We start from the raw sequence: 22,276 nt of genomic DNA on the forward strand, positions 1-22,276 counted from the left end.
TTATCCCTGTGAACGAATAGCTTGTGGCTGAGTAGTTACTGATTCCGGTGATTGCGCTTCTGGCGACTCATAAGTGGCTTTGTCGAATCTCATCAACAAGGTAGGTAGGAATATAAAATCCACCACCAAGGCTAAAAAGATCACAATCGCGCTAAGCTGCCCCATATCTGCATTCAATCGGAACGAAGACATGGCAAGAACAGAGAACCCAGCAACTAGCACAACAGTCGTGATCCATAGTGCTCGACCCACAGTGTGAAAGGCGTAGCGCACGGCTTCTTCTGCGGTTTGTCCCTGCTTTCTTGCTCTTTGATACTTCGATAAGAAATGAACAGCATCATCAACAACGATGCCTAGTGTTAGTGTAACCACCACAGAGAGACCAAGATTGATTTCTCCAGAGATCATCGCCCATAGGCCGAAGCCGATAACGGCAGGCGCGATATTGGGAACAAGGCTGATCACACCAAGTCGTGCAGAGCGCAATGAGAAAATCATCAGTGCCGAAATTAAAATTAGTGTGATTGGCAGGGTCGATAACATACTCGCCATATTTGTCTCCCCAATATGGGCAAACATTAAAGACGGGCTGGAGGCAACCACATCATATTGAGGTGCATTCTCTGCAAACCACGTATAAATACGGTTTTCCAGTTCAACAAGCTCCACACTGCCCAAATTGTCGATAGTGACGACCATTTTTAAAGAAGATTTGTCGACGTTAATTTGATTATTCAAATCTAGGCCGTAAGGCAATGACATCTCATACAGAAGCAGGTATTGCGCAGCAAGTTCACGATCAAGCGGTAGCTGATAATATGCGTCATCATCACCATGCATGTTTTTGTTTAGACGCTTATACACATCAGAAAGTGAAGCGACATGATCCGTTTCTGGTTGCGCGCGTAACCAATCCGTAAACTCGCCCATTTTTTGAAGAAATACGGGGTCGGCGATCCCTTGCGATTCTCGCGTCTTCACTGCAATGCTGATATTTGTCATACCACTGATATGCGTTTCCATAAAATCAGCGGCTTGGCGAAACTCACTGCTAGAATCAAAGTACTTAATGGACTCGTCATTGACTTTATTGAGTGGGATCAGTGCAGCAGAAACCGCAATCACAACGACACTTAAAGGCAGCAATGCTTTTCGATAGGCAATGACCCAATCACCAAGCTTGTCCATAAAGTCAGTTGCCCCCTTTTCAGAACTTGTATTGTTTGACACTGACACAGGTAAGATCTTGAGAAGAGCAGGCAGCAACGAGAGTGAAAGCAAACACGCAATCATCACGCCTAACGCAGCCAGATTTCCGAAATCTCTTAAAACTGGAGAGTCCGACATATTCATCATCAAAAAGCCAATGGCGGTTGTGATGGACGTGATCAAGATAGGCATGAAGTTAATTGCAATGCTGTAATCTATCGCGTATTGCTTACTGTGACCCAGCTTCATCTGCTGACGCATAGTCGCGATCACATGGACACAGTCTGCAACAGCCAGAGTCATCACTAAGGTGGGGATATTCACTGTGGCCGTACTAAGGAACATCCCAGCCCAGCCAGATAGGCCTAAGGTCGCCATTACCGAACCAATAATGACAACCAGTGTGGCCAATACGCTAAGAAATGAGCGAAGCATCAGCATCAAGAAAAACAAAATGACCAATAACATGGTAGGCACTAGCGTACTGGTATCATCTTGAGCCGCCTGCATGAAGGCATCGTTCATCGCAATAATGCCCGCTTTGTGAAAAGAGATCGTTGGATACGCTGCTTGGTATTTTTCTAGCATTTGATTAATGCTAGTAACAACTTGCTGTACCTCCGCCGTTTCATCAACTTTTGGTAGTTGAACCGTAATATTGACGACCGTAACATCCCCTTTTTCCGACACCATTGAATGAAGTAAGACAGGTTCAGTGATTGCAATGTTGCGGATCTTCTGAATTCTCTCACTGGTCAGTGGATAGTCTTCATAAAGTAAGTCTTCAACCAGCAAATCATCATCCACAGCTTCGGTATGCTGATAATTCGCTAAAGAGTCCACTCGACTGGAATATGGCACTTGCCATGCATCTTTTGTTATCTGTTGCACTAAAGTAAGCACTTCTGTCGTATAAACATCTCCGCTATCAGGTGCGATAACAATTGCCATATTGTCTGATTTTGCGAAGGTAGTTTGAATCTCATCAAAAGCTTGAAGCTGCTTATTAGAGCCATCAAAGAAGATATTGTAGTCACCGCGAAAATATAGGTTCTTTGCTCCTAACGTAGCAGCGACCACCAATAACAAAGTAATAAGAAGGACCCACCACGAAAAACGAGTGGGGGCTTTCAGCCAGGCAGTGGACTGTGAAATAGGTGATTGTTCGGTACTCATCACACTCTCCGTTTGTGACGTTTCGTCAATAATGTTGATTTAAAAGCCAGTGATGCAGTCACTGGCTTTAACTCGAATACATTAAGTCGCTCTAGACTTAAGATTCACAATATATTTTGACGATTCGTCACAAAGGTGACTTAAAAAGCCCATCCTAATGGGCTTTATGACAGAAACAGAGTTAGCGACCGACAGAAGCTAAATATTCCAACTCTTCTACAAATAACTCAGTTTCTACACGTTGCCAGGTTTTTCTGTAATCCCACTCTGTAGAAAGCGGCTTCCAGCCAATACCATCAAGCAACATATTTGCATTGTGTAATACCGAAAAAGGATCTTGTAACCGACTGATACAGTGACTGTTTGATGCATTTTGCGCTAACGCATTAGAGCCGAATGCAATTGACCAGTTTGCAAAAACAATTGCATCAGAGCCAATGCCCGGAGAAAACCTTAAATCTCCACTTTCTACGGCGTTATTAACTAACGTATCAGCTTGTGCTATCACTACCTCTTCTAGCTCATTTAACGCTGCAACCCTTTCAGGAGAAGCCTTCTCTAGCACCCATGGACTTTTTGCCATAATGGCACAAGTTGATAACACAGGTTCCATGCGCGCATACACACGGTAAGCAACATGCAACGCGGTTATTTTCTCGCGGCTTGAACCTTCAAATGAAAGTGCACGCTCAAAAAAGATCGCCTCGCTTTTCAGCGAATGAATGCACAAAGCTAGTATCACATCTTCTTTACTACAAAAATGGTTATAAATCGTACCTTTAGAGTAACGACTAGCCGCAGTCAACTTGTCCATAGTCAGGTTGGTAAACCCTTGCTCTTGAACAATTGACTTAGCAAGTAGTGTTAACTCTACTTCTCGATCAGCAATCGCTTGTTGTTTTTTGGTTTTACCAAACGGACAACCTGCGTTTTCTTTTTTTCCATTTTTATTACAGCTAAAGCCAAACATGATTTTCCAGTCCGTCTCAGTTACTAAACTCCTTGGCGGTACATTGTAACACGAATGCAAAAGGTGTGAACCACACCTTTATGACGCATCGTCATTTTTGACACTTCGTCATAATAGTATAATCATTGATCAAATCAAGTCGTTTTTTAGTTTATATTTGTAGCAAGTATATTTTGAATCAATATTAGGAAGGCATCATGCGGCTCATCCCATCTATTGTACTAATTTTCATCCCCTTTCTACTGACAGCTCCAAGCTATGCGTGGACTGTAGAGAAGATAGCTTCGCTCAATGGCGTCCCGTGGGGGCTTTCTTCTGTCGACAGCCAATATCTACTCATCACTGAAAGAAAGGGAAAAATCTCCCTTTTGGATCTTAAATCCAAACTCGTGAAACCACTGTTCTCACCACCAGACGTAGTTGCAATGGGACAAGGAGGCTTGCTAGACGTCGCAAAATCCCCTTTTGAAGACAATGCATTCTATTTTACATTCAGTACAGCTTCCAAAAATGCGATTGAAACGGCGCTCGCTAAGGCTTACCTAAAAGACCAGCAGCTAGTCAATTGGCAAGTACTGTTTACCTCACACTCTGGATCCAATGGTGGTAGACACTTTGGTAGCCGTATCACGTTCGATGAGCAATCTCTTTACTTATCAATTGGTGATCGAGGTGAACGGGACAATGGACAAGATCTCTCCACCCATGCAGGCAGTATTCTAAGGCTCACACCAGATGGACAGCCAGCAGTTGATAACCCCTTCATTTCTGACACACAAATCCAAGATGAGATCTGGAGTTATGGACATAGAAACCCGCAAGGACTTTTCTATGATGTCCATAGCAAACACTTGTGGTCAATTGAACATGGACCAAGAGGTGGCGACGAGATTAACTTAATCAAGCGCAAAGCAAATTACGGCTGGCCCATTACCTCACACGGAAAAGAATATTGGGGACCTTTAGCCGTTGGCGAAGGCCTTGAGAAAGAAGGAATCGAGTCACCTCGCAAAGTTTATATTCCATCCATCGCCCCAGGAAGCATCGTCCTTTATCGAGGGGATCGACACCCGAGCCTGAATGGCAAACTACTTGCTGGTGCTTTGAAGCTTACTCACATCAATGTTCTGACGTTGGAAGGTGAACAGATCATCGCGGAACAACGTGTTTTAGAACACTTGGGAGAACGGATAAGAGATATTGAACTTGGCCCGACGGGAGAAATTTATTTTAGTACTGATAGCGGTAATATTTATCACTTAATAAATACTAGATCATAGAAAAGAAAAAGCCCTTGCATTTCTGCAAGGGCTTTAATCTGGAGCGACACACGAGGTTCGAACTCGTGACCTCAACCTTGGCAAGGTTGCGCTCTACCAACTGAGCTAGTGTCGCATAAATAGATGGTGCCCCGGGCCGGACTTGAACCGGCACAGCGCGAACGCCGAGGGATTTTAAATCCCTTGTGTCTACCAATTCCACCACCAGGGCACGCAAAACTTTTTTGCGATGGTTAGACACCATCTTTAGATACCGCTTAAAAGCCATATCTCCAAATTTTTGGAGCGACACACGAGGTTCGAACTCGTGACCTCAACCTTGGCAAGGTTGCGCTCTACCAACTGAGCTAGTGTCGCAAATGGAGGCGCGTCCCGGAGTCGAACCGAGGTCCACGGATTTGCAATCCGCTGCATAGCCACTCTGCCAACGCGCCATACTCTCAAGAAGAATCTTTTTCTTCGTTTCCTCTTGGGTACGCAGTGCATTCTACGGATTCGAACTAATGAGTCAACACTATTTTTCAATTTTCGAATCGTTTGTCTACTTTACGTGCAAAACTCACTAATTTGGTGATTTTTCTACCAGTAAATACGGGGATTTCAAGAAGATAGCATTGTATTTTCTACATCAGATACAAAAAAACGGGCCGAGGCCCGTTTTTTAATGATGTTCTTCGTTGAGAAGATCGTCTTTGGCTGCAATTAAATATTGCGCCATTGACCAATATGTCAGGAATGTCGCGATATAGAGTGCAGCATAACCTAGCCATATCATCCAATCATCATAACGCCAGATAAGCACCCACAGAGCAAACATTTGAGATAAGGTCTTCACTTTACCAACCCACGAAACCGCCACACTGGCACGTTTACCTATCTCGGCCATCCACTCACGCAATGCAGAAATGATTATTTCTCTGGCAATCATGGTTACTGCTGGAATAGTAATCCAGATATTATGGTAGTACTCAGTAATAAGGATTAGCGCTGTCGCAACGAGAACTTTATCCGCGACGGGGTCAATGAATGCACCGAAACGAGAAGTTTGCCCCAACTTTCGTGCAAGCATGCCATCAAGCCAATCGGTAAAACCCGCAACCCAAAAAACCATTGCTGCTGCGAACGGCGCCCACGAGTATGGTAAGTAAAACACTACGACAAATACTGGGATCAAGAAAAGTCGCAACAAAGACAAAATGTTGGGGATATTTAAACGCATATTTTTAAAGGCTCTTATCGTTTGCGTAACTGCATTACTCAACTAGCTTTAGCAGGGCCTTATGGTGCGGGATTTTTTCTATTGTTTCAATGCTTGATAGATGTTTTCTGCCAAAGAATGACTTATCCCGGGAACTTTGGCGATTTCTTCAACACTTGCACGCTTAAGCTCTTGCAGGCCTCCCATGTATTTCAGCAGAGCTTGACGCCTTTTAGGACCAACACCTTCGATCCCTTCTAAAGGACTAGTTCTACGTGTTTTCCCACGTTTTGCTCTGTGACCTGCGATCGCATGATTGTGACTTTCATCGCGGATGTGCTGCATTAAATGCAGCGCAGGCGCATCACTAGGTAGATTGAATTCATCCCCTTCCGTCGTGATCAAGGTTTCCAAACCGGGTTTACGCGTTACCCCTTTGGCAATACCGATCAAAACTGGGCGTTTCGGCCAGTCTATCCAATGTTGGCTAACAATCTCATGTGCACGGTTAAGCTGCCCTTTACCACCATCAATAAAAATGATGTCGGGTATTTTTTCAACATCCAATTGTTTGGAGTAGCGTCGCTCTAACACCTGCCCCATAGCGGCATAATCGTCACCACCTTGAATACCGGTAATATTGTAGCGACGATATTCTTGCTTCACGGGCCCTTCCTGATTGAAAACAACGCATGAAGCAATGGTACTCTCCCCCATCGTATGTGAAATATCAAAACACTCCATACGCTGGATAGACTCTAATCCCATCAACTCTTGCAATTCTTTAAAGCGTTGGGAGATCGTCATTTTGTGATTAATTTTGGTGGTAATCGCTGTTAATGCATTGGTATTCGACAACTTAAGGTATCGGCCTCTTGTTCCTGTAGGCTCAATATGAAAGTGGATTTTACGACCTGCAATACCCGCTAGAGCTTCTTGCAAAGGCAACGCATCATCAACCAAACCATCATTAAGAATAATCCGCGTGGGGATCGTTCTCGCTTCATTATGACTGAGATAGTATTGGCTTAAAAAGCTATGAAACACTTCTTGTCGAGAGGTATTATTCGGGATTTTTGGAAAATGACTTCGACTACCCAGAACCTTACCTTGGCGAATCATTAGAATATGAATGCATGCAATGCCATTTTCTTGAGCGAAACCCAGCACATCCATATCATCCATACTGTCTTCAGATACAAACTGCTGTTCTTGGACACGCCTGATTGCCTGAATCTGATCACGAAATTTCGCCGCCTCTTCAAAACGAAGTTCTTGGCTGGCTTTCTCCATGTTCTCAACTAATGTACTCAGAACCTGCTTGTCTTTTCCTTGTAAGAACAACCGAACGTAATTAACGATCTCATTATACTCTTCATCAGAAATAATACTGCTCACACAAGGCGCAGCACAGCGACCAATTTGATACATGAGGCAAGGGCGCGTACGGTTGCTATAAACCGTATCTTCACATTGGCGAATAGGAAAGATTTTTTGAATAAGATGGAGAGTCTCACGAACCGCTCCCGAATCTGGATAAGGGCCAAAATACTCACCTTTACGTTTTTTAGCGCCACGATGCATGGATAAACGAGGGTGTTGATGGCCACTTACAAAGATATATGGGTACGATTTATCATCACGAAGTAACACATTATATTTCGGTAAATACTGCTTAATATAATTGTGTTCAAGGATAAGTGCTTCTGTTTCAGTATGAGTTACTGTGACATCAATCTTGGCAATATTGCTGACGAGCGCCCGCGTCTTTTCACTATCGACATTTTTTCGAAAGTAACTTGATAAACGCTTTTTAAGGTCTTTCGCCTTACCTACGTATATGACAACAGCCTCGGTGTTATACATACGATAAACACCGGGCTGATTAGTAACTGTTTTTAAGAAGGCTACCGAGTCAAAAGTTTCGATCACTAGAGGGTCTCGGTATCTAACATTCCATGACGAATAGCAAGGTGGGTTAGCTCAACATCACCGCTAATGTCCAACTTATTGAACAATCTATAGCGATAACTATTGACCGTTTTAGGGCTAAGGTTTAACTGCTCTGAAATATCAGTGACCTTCTGTCCTTTGGTAATCATCATCATGATTTGTAGTTCGCGCTCAGACAAGTCGGCAAAAGGATTCTCAGAGGCTGGTGAGAATTGACTTAACGCCATTTGTTGCGCAATTTCAGGTGAAATATAACGCTGCCCGCTATGAACAACGCGAATTGCATTCACCATTTCATCAGGCCCAGCACCTTTAGTAAGGTAGCCCGCGGCACCTGCTTGCATCACTTTAGTTGGAAACGGATTTTCCGTATGAACAGTTAAAACAATGATTTTTACATCAGGATTGAATCGCAGGATCTTTTTGGTCGCTTCCAAGCCACCAATTCCTGGCATATTCATATCCATTAAAATGACGTCAACATGATTGTTACGACACCATTTTACTGCATCTTCACCGCTTTCAGCTTCCCCTGCTACGTTCATTCCACGGACGTCTTCAATAATACGTCGTATCCCTGTGCGAACCAGCTCGTGATCATCTACAAGGAAAACACTTATCAAACTTGTATCTCCACACTTTTTATTTGGCTCTGCACCCACTCAAAGTAGTGGATATCAGCATCGATGCCTAGTTTAACTCAAAATCGATTTTTTGCTTACACTGAATATGTGCCTAAACGCAAAGTTTAGCAAGTACTTATTCTTATATCTGTAAGCTAAAACGTAATTAACCCATTAATCAACAAGTTACGAGGCGATATGTAGCCTAGCCTCTCTTTATAGCCCCTGTCAATTTAATTCCTCATCAAATGAAAAAAGTGCATACATGTACATTAAGTCATGGATAATTAAGCTATTTTTACATTCACAGCAAATATTAAAGGCGTAGTTTTTGGCAAGTGAAAAATGCAGCAATTATGCATAGAGTACGCAAATTTATTTCATCATATAAAGATAGGTTACCCCATCTCTCAACTGCATGAGAGACCATTCCATGATACCATTTGGGCTTTGTCGCTCCTGATTAAGGCGCTTTGTCTACTCGGTGTATCATACGTTGTCCATACAAGAAGGCTTTCTCTTAACACGTCAATCGCGTGATATTTCTGGTCATACTCAAATTGAATTGTGGGTTTCTACCGCAAATGGGCCTGTCCAGCTTATAGTTAGTGGCGAAAAGCCAGTATTTTTCGTTGATAGTGCCGAGCAACAAGCCGTCTCCTTAATTGCTCAGCAAGGTGGTATTGAGTTATCAGTAAAAGAATTGCCTTTAAAAGATTTTTCACAAACACCTTTATCCGCTTGCTACTGTCAAACAAGTAAAGACAGCAATGCTCTCTCAGATCTCCTTCGCCAAGCCGATATTCAAACACTAGAACACGATGTCCGCTTGGCAGACCGTTATTTAATGGAACGATTTATCAAAGGAAGCATTGAGTTTACTGGGGTAGCCCAGCAGCAATTTAGTTTTACACGCTACTCTCATGTTAAGTGCCGTGAAGGCAAATTTACCCCATCATTAAAAGTCGTTTCTCTCGATCTCGAGTGTTCTGAAAAGGGTGTGCTGTATTCCATCGGATTTGACAGCCCAATGGATAGTAGAGTGATCATGATTGGCCAACCAGAACCAAGTGAAACTGCCATCGAATGGGTTGAAAACGAAGAGGCATTGCTAAAAGCGATGGTACGGTGGTTTAATCAATTTGACCCCGATGTCATTATTGGTTGGAACGTGATTGATTTTGATTTCCGCCTACTGCATAAACGAGCAGAATGGAACAAAGTTAAACTAAACATTGGTCGCGGCAATCAGGCAAGCTACTTTCGAACATCCAAAACAACACAACAATCGTTTATTTCCATCCCCGGCCGTGTCGTCATGGATGGCATTGATACGCTTAAAACGGCGACTTACCATTTTCGTAGTTGGTCCTTAGAAGCCGTTTCTCAGGAACTACTTGGGGAAGGTAAACAAATCCATAATGTCCACGACCGTATGGATGAGATCAACACCATGTTCAGGAAGGATAAGCCTTCCCTCGCCAAATACAATCTACAAGACTGTGTTTTGGTAAATAAAATTTTTGCCCATACTCACCTACTTGAGTTTGCGATAGAGCGTTCTAAACTCACCGGTGTCGAACTTGATCGAATTGGAGGCTCTGTCGCAGCCTTCACTAACCTTTATTTACCGCAAATTCACCGAGCTGGGTACGTTGCGCCTAATTTGCACCCTGAAAATTGGATCGCTAGCCCGGGTGGCTACGTTATGGATTCAATTCCAAACCTTTATGACTCAGTGCTCGTTCTTGATTTTAAAAGCCTTTATCCTTCCATCATTCGCTCATTTTTGATTGATCCTATGGGGTTAATCGAGGGGTTAAAATTAGACATTGGTAAGCAAAGTGATCAAGCGGTGCCCGGGTTTCGAGGTGGACAATTTCATCGCTCAAAGCACTTTTTGCCAGAGATGATTGAAAAATTGTGGGCAGCTCGCGATATCGCTAAGAAGAACAATGAAAAGGCCTTTTCCCAAGCGATTAAAATCATCATGAACTCCTTTTATGGTGTACTTGGCTCTTCCGGTTGCCGATTCTTTGATACTCGATTGGCGTCCAGCATCACCATGCGTGGCCATGAAATCATGAAACAAACCAAAGTGCTAATTGAAGAAAAAGGCTATCAGGTGATCTACGGAGACACTGACTCTACATTCGTCTCATTAAATGGTAAGTTTTCACAACAACAAGCCGATGAAATTGGTCTCGGATTGGTGGATTACATCAACCAATGGTGGACCAAACACCTCAAAGATGAATACAACTTGAATTCCATACTCGAGCTGGAATACGAGACTCACTACAAAAAATTCTTAATGCCAACCATTCGAGGTTCAGAAACAGGTTCCAAAAAACGCTACGCAGGTTTGATGGGAGACGGGGAGCAAGAACGGATCGTATTTAAAGGACTAGAAAGCGCCAGAACAGACTGGACACCACTCGCCCAACAATTTCAGCAAACGCTATATCACATGGTTTTCCATAACGAGAATCCGTCTGAGTTCGTACGTCAATTCGTTGAAGCAACACTCAGTGGTCAGAATGATGACTCTTTGACTTATCAAAAGCGATTACGTCGAAAACTGCATGAGTATCAAAAAAACATTCCACCGCAGGTTCGTGCGGCACGAATGGCCGATGACATAAACCAGCAACTAGGCCGACCTTTGCAATACCAAAATCGGGGACGCATTGAATACGTGATCACCATAAATGGCCCAGAGCCTAAAGAATATCAAAAAAGCCCAATTGACTATCAGCACTACATTGAAAAACAACTCAAACCAGTAGCAGAAGCCATTTTGCCGTTTATCGGGCTAGATTTTAAGGCACTCAGTGAGCCCCAATTGGGTTTGTTTTAAAACAAAACATAATGGGTAAATTTCTCTAACGGTAGTGACTTAGAGTAATGCCAACCTTGCACAGCAATACTATCGTTAGCAGGAATATACTGAAGCTGCTCCTGTGACTCTACCCCTTCAACGACAACGTTCAACTCAAGTTTGTCGGCGATAGCCAATATACTAGTAAAGACGCTAAGCCCCTTTTCATGCTCTAACGCGAGAACAAATGAACGGTCAATTTTTATTGCGTCAATTTCAAATTTATTGAGATAACTAAGTGACGAAAAACCCGTACCGAAATCATCTATATGAATTTCAACCCCAAGTTGATGAAGTTGATTAAAAACGAGCGCTAGCTGTTTTTCATCTAACAATAGCGACTCTTCTGTGATCTCCAATTGGATAAACTCGCCATACAGGCCAAGTGCATCGCAAAGCTGCTCCATGTACTCATTGTCATTTAGAGTTGCGGCTGTGATATTGACACTGACAGGTAAATAAATCCCTTGCATTTGCATATAAGAAATATCTCTGACTACCTGCTTAATTACCCACAAATCCACGTCTTTCATCAGGCCTGCTTTTTCAAGCCAAGGCATAAACTGCCCAGGGTACAACAACGATCCTTTTTCATTTTTTGCCCGAATCAATGCTTCACAACCAACTGTTTTTCCAGAAACTCGGCTCACTTTAGGCTGATATTCGATACAAAAATCCGTATGGCTCAACTGCTGCAATTGTTGTTCGACTTGATGCGTTTCTCGCTCTTTTTGCATCGCTCGAAAAATAGGATCGTCCATCAAGGTCTTGGCTTCTTCTTCTCTACGTGAATAGGTCGTGTCAAGCGCTCTCAAATGAATGGCATGCTTTGCATCGGCTAAATTCATGCGCCTTACACTCGGTAAATAAATCAGCACACCCAAAAAGAGATTAATGAGTTGCAATACCACAGCCCCCCAATCTCCAGAAGTCGACATCCAAGCATTGATCAATATTGGACTATTAAAAGGGACAGAAACACTCGGTGAAGCAACCAGTTCTAAAGAAACGGCCATCATTGCGACAACAACATTCACAATGGGCGCCAACAAGAAAGGGATAAACAAACGCGGGTTAAAGATGATAGGTAAGCCAAAGAGCAAGATTTCATTGATGTTAATCAGCCCAATAGGAATACTTGCAAGCGCAATCATCTTCAGGCTTTTTTGTTTTGCAAATAACAGCAATGCAATCACAAGCGATAGTGTCGACCCTGCCCCCCCGATAAAAACAAACGCCCCCATAAAAGAGAGGTTCATGTGATATTGACCAGCCCCTCCGGCAAGAACCGTAGAGTAATTCAGATTACTGGCCTCTTGCAGTAAATCCACCATTGGCAGCAAAGCGTAATACCCATGAATACCAAAAAACCACAACGTTGAATTGAATGCTGCAAACATGACACCAAACCAAGTGGGTTCATTGGCATAATCAAGGAAAATCAGTTCAAGGACTGGTATCTGAGTCACGCTCATCAATAGCGAGTAGTTAACCACCAATACCAAACCAGCCGTCAAAATTGCCGGAAGAACAAGATTCAGAGACTCTTTCACAATTTGACCAGCGCTTTCAGTACGCGTCAGTTGCAAAACATTAAAGCGCAACAAATAGGCAAGAAAAGGAATGGCGTACAATGGCGTAAGAATCGCCATGATGATATTGAAAGTTAGCACTGTTTGTTCTGTCGGTAGTATTTCTCCAATAATGACTAAATACAGTACAGAAAGCAGCGCTACGGGTGGCCGAGGAAGACGCCATTGCATGGCTAAAACATAGGAAATAGTCGACGTCATTAAGTAGGGAAAAAACCGAGCAATGACGCTATGGATGTCATAAAACGTGGTCACCGTTTCTGTTCGATAACCATAGAGAAACTCACCAACACAGGCGAAAAATAACGCAAAAGAAGAGATCATAAGACAAGGGACTAACCATATCATCCCTTCTCTCAATGCCTTCAAAGAAGAAACAATATAGCGGCTGTAAATGAGTTTTATCCCTAAGTCAGATCGCGCTACTACTCGATGTAATCCCGCCATACTTTCCCCCCACTACTCATATAAAGTTAGCACAGGGAGAAAAGAATTCTCTAGTCAATATAACGACTAAAGAAAATCGCTAACCGATTCTAAATTCAGTTTTTTGGTATTGCTTCACTAGCCACTCGCCGAAGCCATCCAAAATGCCGACTACGGAACGTTTCGCAATCACTCGCCCAGTAAGCAAAATACCAAGCCGTTCTATTTCGACTTGTTTTTCTGGATAATAACGAAGAAATTGCTGACCACACTCGATAGGGTCTTCATACCAACATTTATCTTTATACATCACCAACGAATAGCTTGCTCTTAACAGTTTTTTGGCGATGATCTTCTGTGCTTTAATTTGCTCCGCATCCGTTGCAGAGCGAGCAATACGATGGCGGTATACAGCTACCCAGTCTTCCACGTCCATATTCCAGTGTTTTGCAATTTCCCAGCTTGGCTCGTAATCGCCAAAACATTCAGATAAATCTTCACCATAAATACAGACTGCACAATGTCGAAGTAAAAAACCCCACGAAAAGATACTGTCTAAGCTAGCGACTTCTTGAGCCAAAACCGTTTTAAATGCCACTTCCGTAATGTGCGGATAGCTTTTTTGGAAACGCCACTTGATGGTGTTGTACAACGTCGCACGGGTATCACTAAAACTACGTTTTGAAACAACGATGATATCGAGATTGGCGAAACCGGGCCGCGCTTTTTTCCGTGCAACACTACCGTACACATAAACACTGTGAAGGTTTTCTCCAAGTCCCCCTCTAAGGAGCTTTAAAATATCCTCCAACGCTGGCTGATACTCTGGTTGAAAGGGTTGTTGAGGGTCTATCACGGAAAGTAGCATGGACATAATAAATTGTGGGCTAGTTAAGTAATGTTCTCTCAGAGCCTCTGACGAATCAAGCATTTGATTCGTCTCTAGATGCTCGTGTTTAGAAAATGAACCCTAGATACGAAATGTATGAGAACATTTTCAGACTTGAGTATATAATGCCGACCGAAACATCGATACATCTATGAAGGATAACTGTCATGCCAAAGGCAAGTGAGTTAAAAAAAGGCTTTGCGATTGAAAGCAATGGCAAAACACTACTGATTAAAGACATTGAAGTAACCACACCGGGTGGCCGTGGTGGTGCAAAAATCTACAAACTTCGTTGTACTGACCTTTCAACTGGCTCGCGCGTTGATGAGCGTTACAAATCAGATGACGTTGTCGACACCGTTGACATGTACAAGCGTGCAGCTGCATTCTCTTATGTGGACGGCGATGAATACATTTTCATGGATAATGAAGATTACTCACAATTCACATTTAAACAGTCTGACATTGAAGATGAGCTACTGTTCATCACTGAAGAAATTCAAGGTTTGCACGTCATTTTAGTTAACGGCAATGCGGTTGCGATTGAACTACCAGCATCAGTAGAACTCGTTATTGAAGAAACCGACCCTTCAATTAAAGGCGCGTCAGCTTCTGCACGAACTAAGCCAGCTCGCTTCTCAACAGGGTTAGTCGTTCAAGTTCCTGAGTACATTGCGACAGGTGATCGCATTGTCGTGAACACCACAGAACGTAAATACATGAGCCGAGCATAACTATGTCTGATTTAATGTCCTACGATGACGCGATCGACACTGCATATGACATTTTTCTAGAGATGGCTCCTGATAATTTAGAAGCTGCGGATGTCATTATATTTACAGCACAATTTGAAGAGCGTGGTGCAGCAGAGCTAGTAGAAACTGGTGATGACTGGGCTGAACACGTAGGCTTTGATGTTAATAAAGACACTTACGCAGAGGTTCGCGTTGGATTAGTTAACGAGGAAAACGATGTGTTAGATGATGTGTTTGCACGTCTACTCATTAGCCGAGATCCAGAACATAAGTTTTGCCACATTTTGTGGAAACGTGACTAAAACGAAAAACCCAAGTACGCGTACTTGGGTTTTTTCTTGGGTGCAGCTTAGCGTTAATGCATACTTACGCATACATCAAATCTAAGATCTAAAAGTAGAAAACCACGCAAAAACCACGTGGTCACTCAGATTATTTTTCAATCTTGATATTTTCTACTCGGGCTTTTAATTTTTGCCCTGGGCGGAAGGTCACTACTCGTCGAGCACTGATAGGAATATCTTCGCCTGTCTTCGGATTTCGACCCGGACGTTCATTTTTATCTCTAAGATCAAAATTACCAAATCCAGATAGTTTTACCTGTTCGCCACTTTCTAGTGCCTTACGAATTTCTTCGAAAAACGCCTCAACCGTTTCCTTGGCATCCCGTTTACTATATCCAAGCTTTTCAAACAGGTTCTCAGCCAGTTCGGCCTTTGTGAGCGCCATAAAACTTTCCTCAAAGCTGTGTTAAACATTGCTGCGAACTAAGCAGCACCAAAGCATTTCGCTTCGCCAATCAACAACATATCGGCTTTACCTTGGAAAGTGTATGCCAACCTTATGATTTACGCCAACTTTTTTAAGTAGGCATTGTAAATTCGTGAAATAAAACAAATAGATAGAAACGTATTGAAACAGTAAATATCAGTGATATTTATGGCATTCCCACGGCCAAACCAAAACAAAATACCAATTTAAAACCAAAAAACAAAATTTAAAACTACGGAATGGAGTTTTGAAAATTTTGTGTAAAGTTAGATAAGACTTTATAACTCAAGGTGTTATTTAATAGGTTTCTATATGCACCTAATTTACAAAATGCTAGCTTATAAATACCTTGTACAACAAAATGGGGCTAAGCCCCATTTCATTAAAATCGGTATTCAAGAAGTTCGCCGTCCAGAGCCATCGGTATCAACAATGTTTGTTCGTCAATATTATAGTGAATATCACCAGCCCCTTGTGCCACATCAATAACAACCTTACTGTCCCCTTTTGAGCTCACTGAAAAAATCAAACCACGTTTCCAGTCAGATAGGATGAAGTCTCCATTTTTGTCTAATTGGATTCCATCTAGGTTGCCCAAAGGCTGCTTTGTTAATGAAGAAACCTGCTGTGAAGCTACATCGACTTTGAGTAAATTTCCATAAGGGGCTTTCAGTGGATTCCCATCACTAAATGAGCCCCAAGCAGCAATGTATAGAGCATCACCAACAAATAGCATTCCATTTGGATTTTCTAATTTTGATGAACTTATCCACGAGCTGATCTCACCATCACTTAATTTGTAAATCGTGGACGTAAACATATCAGACACATAGATATCACCTGATTTGTCGATAGCAACGTCATTTAAGAACTCAGCTCCTTTCGGCTGATACTTTTTGATTGCGCCAGATCTTAAATCCACTTCCACCAAGTGCCTCATATCCCCAACATATAACAAGTCACCTTTTACAGCGATGCCTTTTGGGTCTTGTAACCCAGAAGCAACCGTCGCAATAAACTTCTTATTCTTATTAAGCACAACTACAGAACCATCCTCGTTTTTATTACCCGCTTGCAATGACACAAAGTAAACTTGGCGCTGTGCGTCATAAACTACGGATTCAGCCCCAGCTAGATCAGAAACGTTGGTAATAAACTGAGGTTCTGCAATCGCCATGTGACTGAAGGTCAATGCAACTGTTGAAAGTAAAATATGTTTAATCATGTCATTCGTCTCCATTTATTTGACGAATGAATACTAGGGCCATTTACTTTGTTGATATATACACCATCAATTCAATAACTGTTTCCATATCGCAACAATCAGTGACATTCCATTTGTGTTTGCTTCTACATTAACGCTACACTGCTTCGCACTACTCTTAGCTAGCAAACTCGTATGAATGACGCCTATATAGAACTGCAACACATATGGTTCGAAATCCAAGCTCGGCGCTGGCAATCAATTGAACGTTTCTTATTTCCTTATTACGCCTATACACACCAACAAACGACTAAAAACAATAAGCCATGCTGGGAAACAATGAAACGAAATGCCCCTTTATCAACCAAATGTGCCGCTCGCGACTCTGGCCGATTAGTACCGTTGATACCCAATGACTGTATTGTCGGGCGGATAAAGTCTCAGTCGAAGCAGGGATTACTTGAAACAAAGGATGCACTGAAGCAACTTCTCGATTCGTTGCAAGGCTATGTTGTGATTAGAGAGGAAGAATTTAGACAATTAAAAAATGCAGGCTTACTAAACGCAATGCCAAAAGAGTGGTATCTGGGAACAATGCAGTCAAACATTGCAAGACTGGATGCCGTCGGCATCCAGCTTGATGAAAAAAAGCCGCTTTAAGCGGCTTTTTTCTTATAGGAAGTGGAACGTTGCGTTTAGCGAGAAGTTCTTCACATCTTCTTCTTTCATCGAGTAAATGCTGTAGCTAGCACCTAGAGAAATAGGCCCCATGATGAAGTACTCGGCACCCACACCGTACATCGTATCAATTTCATCTTCATTGAAATTCGTACCGTTAATGCCTTTTAGCTCATATGAGTGTAAGCCCGCTTTCGCGTAAACATGAAGAGGACCAAAGTCAATGCTAGGTTTTGCTGCAAAGTAAACCGAGCGACCTTCTAGATTGATACCAGCCAAATTACCATAAGTGATGTTAGTAAACTCACCATGGTTTTGGTAACCCGCTTCCAGACCAATGAAAGGAAGAATACCTGTACCAACATGAACATTGTAACTCGTCGATGAATCACCACCCATGTCGCCTTGACCGACGCTTGCGCTACCGTAAATCCATGAGTCTGCTGAAGCCGTCGCTGATGCGCCAATTAAAGCAAGCGCTAGTAGTGTCTTTTTCATAATTAACCTTCTCTATGTGTTAATTTGACGACGAATAATGCGGCAACTGCTTGCCATTACGTGTCAAAATTCCGTGTTCTATTGAATTTGTTATATCGTATGCAAGTTATATACCCAAGTAAAATTAAATAACGTTATATTTCACCTAGGTATTGATTACTTAACATTCGTTAATCGCATTTTTGACTCGTTTATCTGAAACCGGATAAGGAGTACCCAATTGTTGTGCAAAGAAACTCACACGAAGCTCTTCGAGCATCCAACGGATCTCTTTTACATTCTCCGGAACCACCATGCCTTTTGGAATTTTGTTGAGCAACTCTTTGTAGTCGCTCGTAACAGATTCCACTTTCAGCATGTGCAAACGGTCTTTGTTTGGATCGATCGGCAGCTTTTCCATACGACGTTCAATCGCGCGCATGTAACGCAGAATATCAGGCAGACGTTTCCAGCCACATTCTGTTGCGAAGCCTTTGAAGATCAATCCTTCGATTTGCGCTTTGATATCTGATAACGCGAACGCCATAGTGAAATCGATCTTACCTTTCAACTTCTTATTGATATTGAAGGCCGTTGTGAGAATGGTTTCCACTTGCTGTGCAATTTCCACCACCGTATCACCAAGTTCTGCGCGAACGTGTTCTTTTAGCGCGTCAAATTGCTCCGGTTCCCAAACCAAACCGCCCTGCTCTTCAATAAGCTTATCAACACCACAGGCAATACAGTCATCGATCAGATCCAGAACTTTACCGTAAGGGTTAAAGTATAGACCCAACTTCGATTTATTCGGCAAGTTGGAGTGCAGGTATTTGATTGGCGAAGGCACATTCAGCAAAATCAGACGTCGCTGACCCGCTTGCATTGCTGTGACCTGCTCGTACTCGGTCTCGTACAGTTTGATTTCAACACTATCTTTAGCATCCACAATCGCTGGGTACGCTTTAACGTCGTAACCACCGCGTTTTTGTTGGTACACCTTAGGCAGTTCACCAAAGCTCCACGTATGCAAACCTTCTTGTTCGATATCGTCATCCGCTACTTTTGAAAGCGTTTCTTGAACTTTGTCTTTCAAGCTTTCTTTCAGTTCATGAAGATCTTTATTCTCCTTCAACTTGCGATTTCTATGGTCAACCGCACGGAATGTCACCTTCAAGTGCTCCGGAAGTTGGTCCATATTCCAATCTTCACGCAATACTTCGACACCTGTCATGCGGCGCAACTCTTTCTCTAGCGAATCAAGTAGCGGCGCTTCCATTGGCGTAACACGAGCCAAAAATGCATCGGCGTAGTTTGGTGCAGGAACAAAGTTCTTACGCACTGTCTTCGGCAGCGATTTAATCAAGCTCACCACAAGCTCATGACGCAGACCTGGGATCTGCCAATCAAAGCCTGTTGGCTCAACTTGGTTCAAGATCGGCAGCGGCAAATGAACCGTGACACCATCGCTGTCCTCGCCCGGCTCAAACTGGTAGCTCAGCTTAAGTTTCAGGTTGTTTTGATGCCAGAAATTCGGGTAATCCAAATCGGTAACGTGGCTCGCATCGCCCTTGAACAGCATCTCTTTCTCGAAGTTCAGCAGCTCTTTGTTGTCTTTCGATGCTTTCTTCCACCACGTATCGAAGTGCTTGCCAGAAACCACGTCAGTACCAACGCGTTGGTCATAGAAATCAAACAGCTCATCGTCATCGACCAAGATGTCACGGCGACGAGATTTGTGTTCCAGCTCTTCCACTTCTTGAAGAAGTTTACGGTTTTGCTTGAAGAACGCGTGTTTGGTTTCCCATTCACCTTCCACCAGCGCACTACGGATGAAGATTTCGCGGCTGATTGTTGGATCGATACTGCCGTAGTTCACCAAACGCTTCGGTACAATTGGCACACCGTAAAGCATCACTTTCTCGTGTGCCATGACTGCTGCACGTTTCTTCGACCAATGCGGCTCACTGTAACTGCGCTTAATCAGGTGCTTCGCTAGTGGCTCAATCCACTCTGGTTGAATCTTAGCGATGATGCGACCCCAAAGTTTTGAGGTTTCCACCAACTCAGCAGACATGATCCACTTGGGTTGTTTCTTGAAAAGGCCCGATGCAGGGAAGATATGAAAACGAGCGTTACGCGCGCCTTGGTATTCATTCTTCTCTTGGTCTTTCATACCGATGTGAGACAACAAGCCCACTAGGATTGAGCTGTGTACGCCATGGTAAGACGCAGGCTCATCGTTAAGTTTGAACTCCATTTCACGCATCGACTGGTGAATTTGGAAGTACACATCTTGCCACTCACGCACGCGCAAGTAGTTCAAGTAATCTTGTTTACATTGTTTGCGGAACTGGTTACCCGTCAGCGCCTTTTGCTGCTTCTGGATGTAATCCCACAAGTTAACAAACGTCAGGAAGTCTGACTCTTCATGGAAGAAACGACGGTGTTTATCGTCTGACGATTGTTGTTTATCTGAAGGACGCTCGCGCGGGTCTTGAATCGACAATGCCGCTGCAATGATCATCACTTCCTTCAACGCGCCTTGCTTTGGTGATTCCAATACCATACGTGCTAAACGTGGGTCGATTGGAAGGCGTGCAAGTTGACGACCAATGCTAGTCAGACGTTTCTTCACATCTTTCGCTTCGGCGTTAATCGCACCCAGCTCTTCCAACAAGCGAACACCGTCTTGGATGTTACGTTTGTCAGGTGCTTCCACAAATGGGAAGGCTTGAATATCGCCCAAACCAAGTGCGGTCATCTGCAAGATAACCGACGCTAGGTTAGTACGCAGGATCTCAGGATCGGTAAACTCCGGGCGTGAGTCAAAATCTTCCTCTGAGTACAGACGAATACAGATACCCTCTTCCACACGACCACAACGACCTTTACGTTGGTTCGCACTCGCTTGAGAAACTGGCTCGATTGGAAGACGCTGAACTTTAGTACGGTAACTGTATCGGCTGATACGAGCTGTACCAGGGTCAATAACGTACTTGATGCCCGGAACCGTCAACGAGGTTTCCGCTACGTTAGTTGCCAGTACAATTCGGCGACCGGCATGTGGTTGGAAAATCTTATTCTGCTCACCCGCAGACAAACGTGCGTAAAGCGGCACAATTTCCGTGCTCTTCAGGTTACGTTTAGACAATGCATCAGCGGTATCACGGATCTCACGCTCACCGTTCATGAAGATAAGGATGTCACCCAAACCTTCATCGCACAGTTCATCTACCGCTTCGAAAATGCCTTCAAGCTGGTCACGATCGTTATCATCATCACCACGTAATGGACGGTAACGCGTTTCCACTGGATAAGTACGACCTGACACTTCAATGATTGGTGCATTGTTGAAGTGTTTTGAAAACCGCTCTGGGTCGATGGTTGCCGACGTGATGATCACTTTCAAATCAGGACGACGTGGCAGCAACTCTTTCAAGTAACCCAAGATGAAATCGATGTTAAGGCTGCGCTCGTGCGCTTCATCGATAATGATGGTGTCGTATTGATTCAAGAAACGGTCATGCTGAATCTCAGCCAGCAAGATACCGTCCGTCATCAATTTGATTTGGGTGTTTTCAGAGATCTGATCGTTGAATCGAACCTTGTAACCAACAAATTCACCAAGCTTGGTTTCCATCTCTTCGGCAATACGGTTCGCAACCGAACGCGCCGCAAGACGACGAGGCTGAGTATGACCAATCAGACCGAACTTACCACGACCAAGCTCAGCACAGATTTTTGGCAGCTGAGTGGTTTTACCCGAACCAGTCTCACCCGCAACGATAACTACTTGGTTTTCTTCAATTGCTTTGGCAATGTCGTCGCGTTTCTGGCTGACTGGCAGGATTTCTGGGTATTCAATCGTTGGTTGTTGGCTGCCACGTTGCTCGGCAACCATCATAGATTTGGCAATATCCAGTGCAATTTCATCGAACACAACGTTACGCGCTGCATCTTTCTTAATTTTGTTCGCACCGGAAATACGTTTGCTTAAGCGGAAGCGGTCACGCATCATGCACTGATTCAGTGCCTTGCGTAGTGATGCCGCACTATTCGCTTGAGCTTTCTGTTCTGTTTCGACAGATTTATTGGGCTGTGACGAAGTCAAAGCGTTTCCTATTTCTTTTCATTACATAAAACTGCGCGGATTGTATCACAGCTCTATGACTCCAAGTAACTTAGGGAAACGTA

The 22,276-nt window shown here is 43.4% G+C and carries 16 protein-coding genes and 4 tRNA genes; 5 read left to right on the forward strand and 15 right to left on the reverse strand.

The annotated features are described in order from the left end of the window. Positions 1-2,385, reverse strand: coding sequence for an efflux RND transporter permease subunit (locus ACQEXU_RS06985; protein WP_427010222.1), 2,385 nt, complete (start codon positions 2,383-2,385; stop codon positions 1-3). 181 nt (positions 2,386-2,566) lie between these two features. Next, a complete protein-coding gene (locus ACQEXU_RS06990) occupies positions 2,567-3,355 on the reverse strand; it encodes a TetR/AcrR family transcriptional regulator (protein ID WP_367988844.1) in 789 nt (262 codons plus the stop codon). Positions 3,356-3,552: 197 nt separating this feature from the next. Between ACQEXU_RS06990 and ACQEXU_RS06995 the strand changes: the two genes are divergently transcribed. Beyond that, positions 3,553-4,635 carry a PQQ-dependent sugar dehydrogenase gene (locus tag ACQEXU_RS06995; protein WP_427010223.1) on the forward strand — a complete coding sequence of 361 codons (1,083 nt, stop codon included), beginning with the start codon at positions 3,553-3,555 and terminating at the stop codon, positions 4,633-4,635. A gap of 39 nt (positions 4,636-4,674) precedes the next feature. Here ACQEXU_RS06995 and ACQEXU_RS07000 read toward each other — a convergent pair. The 7 genes from ACQEXU_RS07000 to uvrY all read right to left on the reverse strand — a co-directional run bounded on the left by ACQEXU_RS07000 (position 4,675) and on the right by uvrY (position 8,409). Continuing rightward, a tRNA-Gly gene (locus ACQEXU_RS07000) sits at positions 4,675-4,750 on the reverse strand. A 9-nt stretch (positions 4,751-4,759) separates the two neighbouring features. Continuing rightward, positions 4,760-4,846 (reverse strand) — tRNA-Leu (locus tag ACQEXU_RS07005). Between the two features lie 70 nt (positions 4,847-4,916). Then, positions 4,917-4,992: transfer RNA gene (locus ACQEXU_RS07010), tRNA-Gly, on the reverse strand. Between the two features lie 3 nt (positions 4,993-4,995). After that, positions 4,996-5,069, reverse strand: a tRNA-Cys gene (locus ACQEXU_RS07015). 227 nt (positions 5,070-5,296) lie between these two features. Beyond that, positions 5,297-5,854, reverse strand: coding sequence for a CDP-diacylglycerol--glycerol-3-phosphate 3-phosphatidyltransferase (gene pgsA / locus ACQEXU_RS07020; protein ID WP_367988842.1), 558 nt, complete (start codon positions 5,852-5,854; stop codon positions 5,297-5,299). A gap of 78 nt (positions 5,855-5,932) precedes the next feature. After that, on the reverse strand, positions 5,933-7,765 hold the full coding sequence (uvrC, locus tag ACQEXU_RS07025; RefSeq protein ID WP_427010224.1) for an excinuclease ABC subunit UvrC: 1,833 nt from the start codon (positions 7,763-7,765) through the stop codon (positions 5,933-5,935). After that, positions 7,765-8,409, reverse strand: a complete 645-nt coding sequence (gene uvrY / locus ACQEXU_RS07030) for a UvrY/SirA/GacA family response regulator transcription factor (protein WP_367988840.1) — start codon at positions 8,407-8,409, stop codon at positions 7,765-7,767. Before uvrY ends, uvrC begins: the two co-directional genes overlap by 1 nt. Positions 8,410-8,905: 496 nt before the next feature. Here uvrY and ACQEXU_RS07035 point away from each other — a divergent pair, with 496 nt between their 5' ends. Continuing rightward, positions 8,906-11,269: a DNA polymerase II gene (locus ACQEXU_RS07035; protein ID WP_427010225.1), complete on the forward strand. Its 2,364-nt coding sequence runs from the start codon at positions 8,906-8,908 to the stop codon at positions 11,267-11,269. On the opposite strand, the gene ACQEXU_RS07040 is transcribed toward ACQEXU_RS07035, so the two are convergent. Together ACQEXU_RS07040 and ACQEXU_RS07045 are read right to left on the reverse strand one after the other, a co-directional pair. Beyond that, a complete protein-coding gene (locus ACQEXU_RS07040; protein WP_427010226.1) occupies positions 11,266-13,329 on the reverse strand; it encodes a PTS sugar transporter subunit IIC/EAL domain-containing protein in 2,064 nt (687 codons plus the stop codon). The genes ACQEXU_RS07035 and ACQEXU_RS07040 overlap by 4 nt on opposite strands. Before the next feature lie 79 nt (positions 13,330-13,408). Next, complete coding sequence (locus ACQEXU_RS07045) at positions 13,409-14,176, reverse strand: nucleotidyltransferase domain-containing protein (RefSeq protein ID WP_427010337.1); 768 nt, start codon at positions 14,174-14,176, stop codon at positions 13,409-13,411. A gap of 188 nt (positions 14,177-14,364) precedes the next feature. Between ACQEXU_RS07045 and yeiP the strand changes: the two genes are divergently transcribed. Together yeiP and ACQEXU_RS07055 are read left to right on the forward strand one after the other, a co-directional pair. Next, the gene (yeiP, locus tag ACQEXU_RS07050; RefSeq protein ID WP_367988837.1) at positions 14,365-14,931 is read left to right on the forward strand and encodes an elongation factor P-like protein YeiP; all 567 of its coding nucleotides are present in this window, start codon (positions 14,365-14,367) and stop codon (positions 14,929-14,931) included. A 2-nt stretch (positions 14,932-14,933) separates the two neighbouring features. Next, entirely contained in the window at positions 14,934-15,254 is a 321-nt protein-coding gene (locus tag ACQEXU_RS07055) for an HI1450 family dsDNA-mimic protein (protein ID WP_427010227.1), read from the forward strand. Between the two features lie 130 nt (positions 15,255-15,384). Here ACQEXU_RS07055 and ihfA read toward each other — a convergent pair whose 3' ends face one another. Beyond that, positions 15,385-15,681 (reverse strand): integration host factor subunit alpha, encoded by a 297-nt coding sequence (ihfA, locus tag ACQEXU_RS07060; RefSeq protein ID WP_367988834.1) that lies wholly within the window; start codon positions 15,679-15,681, stop codon positions 15,385-15,387. Between the two features lie 424 nt (positions 15,682-16,105). Next, on the reverse strand, positions 16,106-16,948 hold the full coding sequence (locus ACQEXU_RS07065; protein ID WP_427010228.1) for an SMP-30/gluconolactonase/LRE family protein: 843 nt from the start codon (positions 16,946-16,948) through the stop codon (positions 16,106-16,108). A 174-nt stretch (positions 16,949-17,122) separates the two neighbouring features. Between ACQEXU_RS07065 and ACQEXU_RS07070 the strand changes: the two genes are divergently transcribed. Continuing rightward, positions 17,123-17,587: a hypothetical protein gene (locus ACQEXU_RS07070; protein WP_427010229.1), complete on the forward strand. Its 465-nt coding sequence runs from the start codon at positions 17,123-17,125 to the stop codon at positions 17,585-17,587. 12 nt (positions 17,588-17,599) lie between these two features. On the opposite strand, the gene ACQEXU_RS07075 is transcribed toward ACQEXU_RS07070, so the two are convergent. Both ACQEXU_RS07075 and hrpA read right to left on the reverse strand, forming a co-directional pair. Next, complete coding sequence (locus ACQEXU_RS07075; protein WP_367988831.1) at positions 17,600-18,103, reverse strand: porin family protein; 504 nt, start codon at positions 18,101-18,103, stop codon at positions 17,600-17,602. Positions 18,104-18,263: 160 nt separating this feature from the next. Next, positions 18,264-22,193, reverse strand: a complete 3,930-nt coding sequence (gene hrpA, locus ACQEXU_RS07080) for an ATP-dependent RNA helicase HrpA (protein WP_427010230.1) — start codon at positions 22,191-22,193, stop codon at positions 18,264-18,266. Positions 22,194-22,276 lie beyond the last annotated feature (83 nt).

It is taken from the genome of Vibrio sp. TRT 21S02, assembly GCF_050113675.1.
In the GTDB taxonomy this organism is placed as follows: Bacteria; Pseudomonadota; Gammaproteobacteria; order Enterobacterales; family Vibrionaceae; genus Vibrio.

What these genes read in the sequence shown, in the direction of transcription:
- ihfA (WP_367988834.1), bottom strand. Translation starts at nt 15,681, where the DNA reads ATGGCGCTCACAAAGGCCGAACTGGCTGAGAACCTGTTTGAAAAGCTT.
- ACQEXU_RS07075 (WP_367988831.1), bottom strand. Translation starts at nt 18,103, where the DNA reads ATGAAAAAGACACTACTAGCGCTTGCTTTAATTGGCGCATCAGCGACG.
- pgsA (WP_367988842.1), bottom strand. Translation starts at nt 5,854, where the DNA reads ATGCGTTTAAATATCCCCAACATTTTGTCTTTGTTGCGACTTTTCTTG.
- ACQEXU_RS06990 (WP_367988844.1), bottom strand. Translation starts at nt 3,355, where the DNA reads ATGTTTGGCTTTAGCTGTAATAAAAATGGAAAAAAAGAAAACGCAGGT.
- yeiP (WP_367988837.1), top strand. Translation starts at nt 14,365, where the DNA reads ATGCCAAAGGCAAGTGAGTTAAAAAAAGGCTTTGCGATTGAAAGCAAT.
- ACQEXU_RS07040 (WP_427010226.1), bottom strand. Translation starts at nt 13,329, where the DNA reads ATGGCGGGATTACATCGAGTAGTAGCGCGATCTGACTTAGGGATAAAA.
- ACQEXU_RS07065 (WP_427010228.1), bottom strand. Translation starts at nt 16,948, where the DNA reads ATGATTAAACATATTTTACTTTCAACAGTTGCATTGACCTTCAGTCAC.
- ACQEXU_RS06995 (WP_427010223.1), top strand. Translation starts at nt 3,553, where the DNA reads ATGCGGCTCATCCCATCTATTGTACTAATTTTCATCCCCTTTCTACTG.
- ACQEXU_RS07045 (WP_427010337.1), bottom strand. Translation starts at nt 14,176, where the DNA reads ATGCTACTTTCCGTGATAGACCCTCAACAACCCTTTCAACCAGAGTAT.
- ACQEXU_RS07070 (WP_427010229.1), top strand. Translation starts at nt 17,123, where the DNA reads ATGAATGACGCCTATATAGAACTGCAACACATATGGTTCGAAATCCAA.
- ACQEXU_RS06985 (WP_427010222.1), bottom strand. Translation starts at nt 2,385, where the DNA reads ATGAGTACCGAACAATCACCTATTTCACAGTCCACTGCCTGGCTGAAA.
- ACQEXU_RS07055 (WP_427010227.1), top strand. Translation starts at nt 14,934, where the DNA reads ATGTCTGATTTAATGTCCTACGATGACGCGATCGACACTGCATATGAC.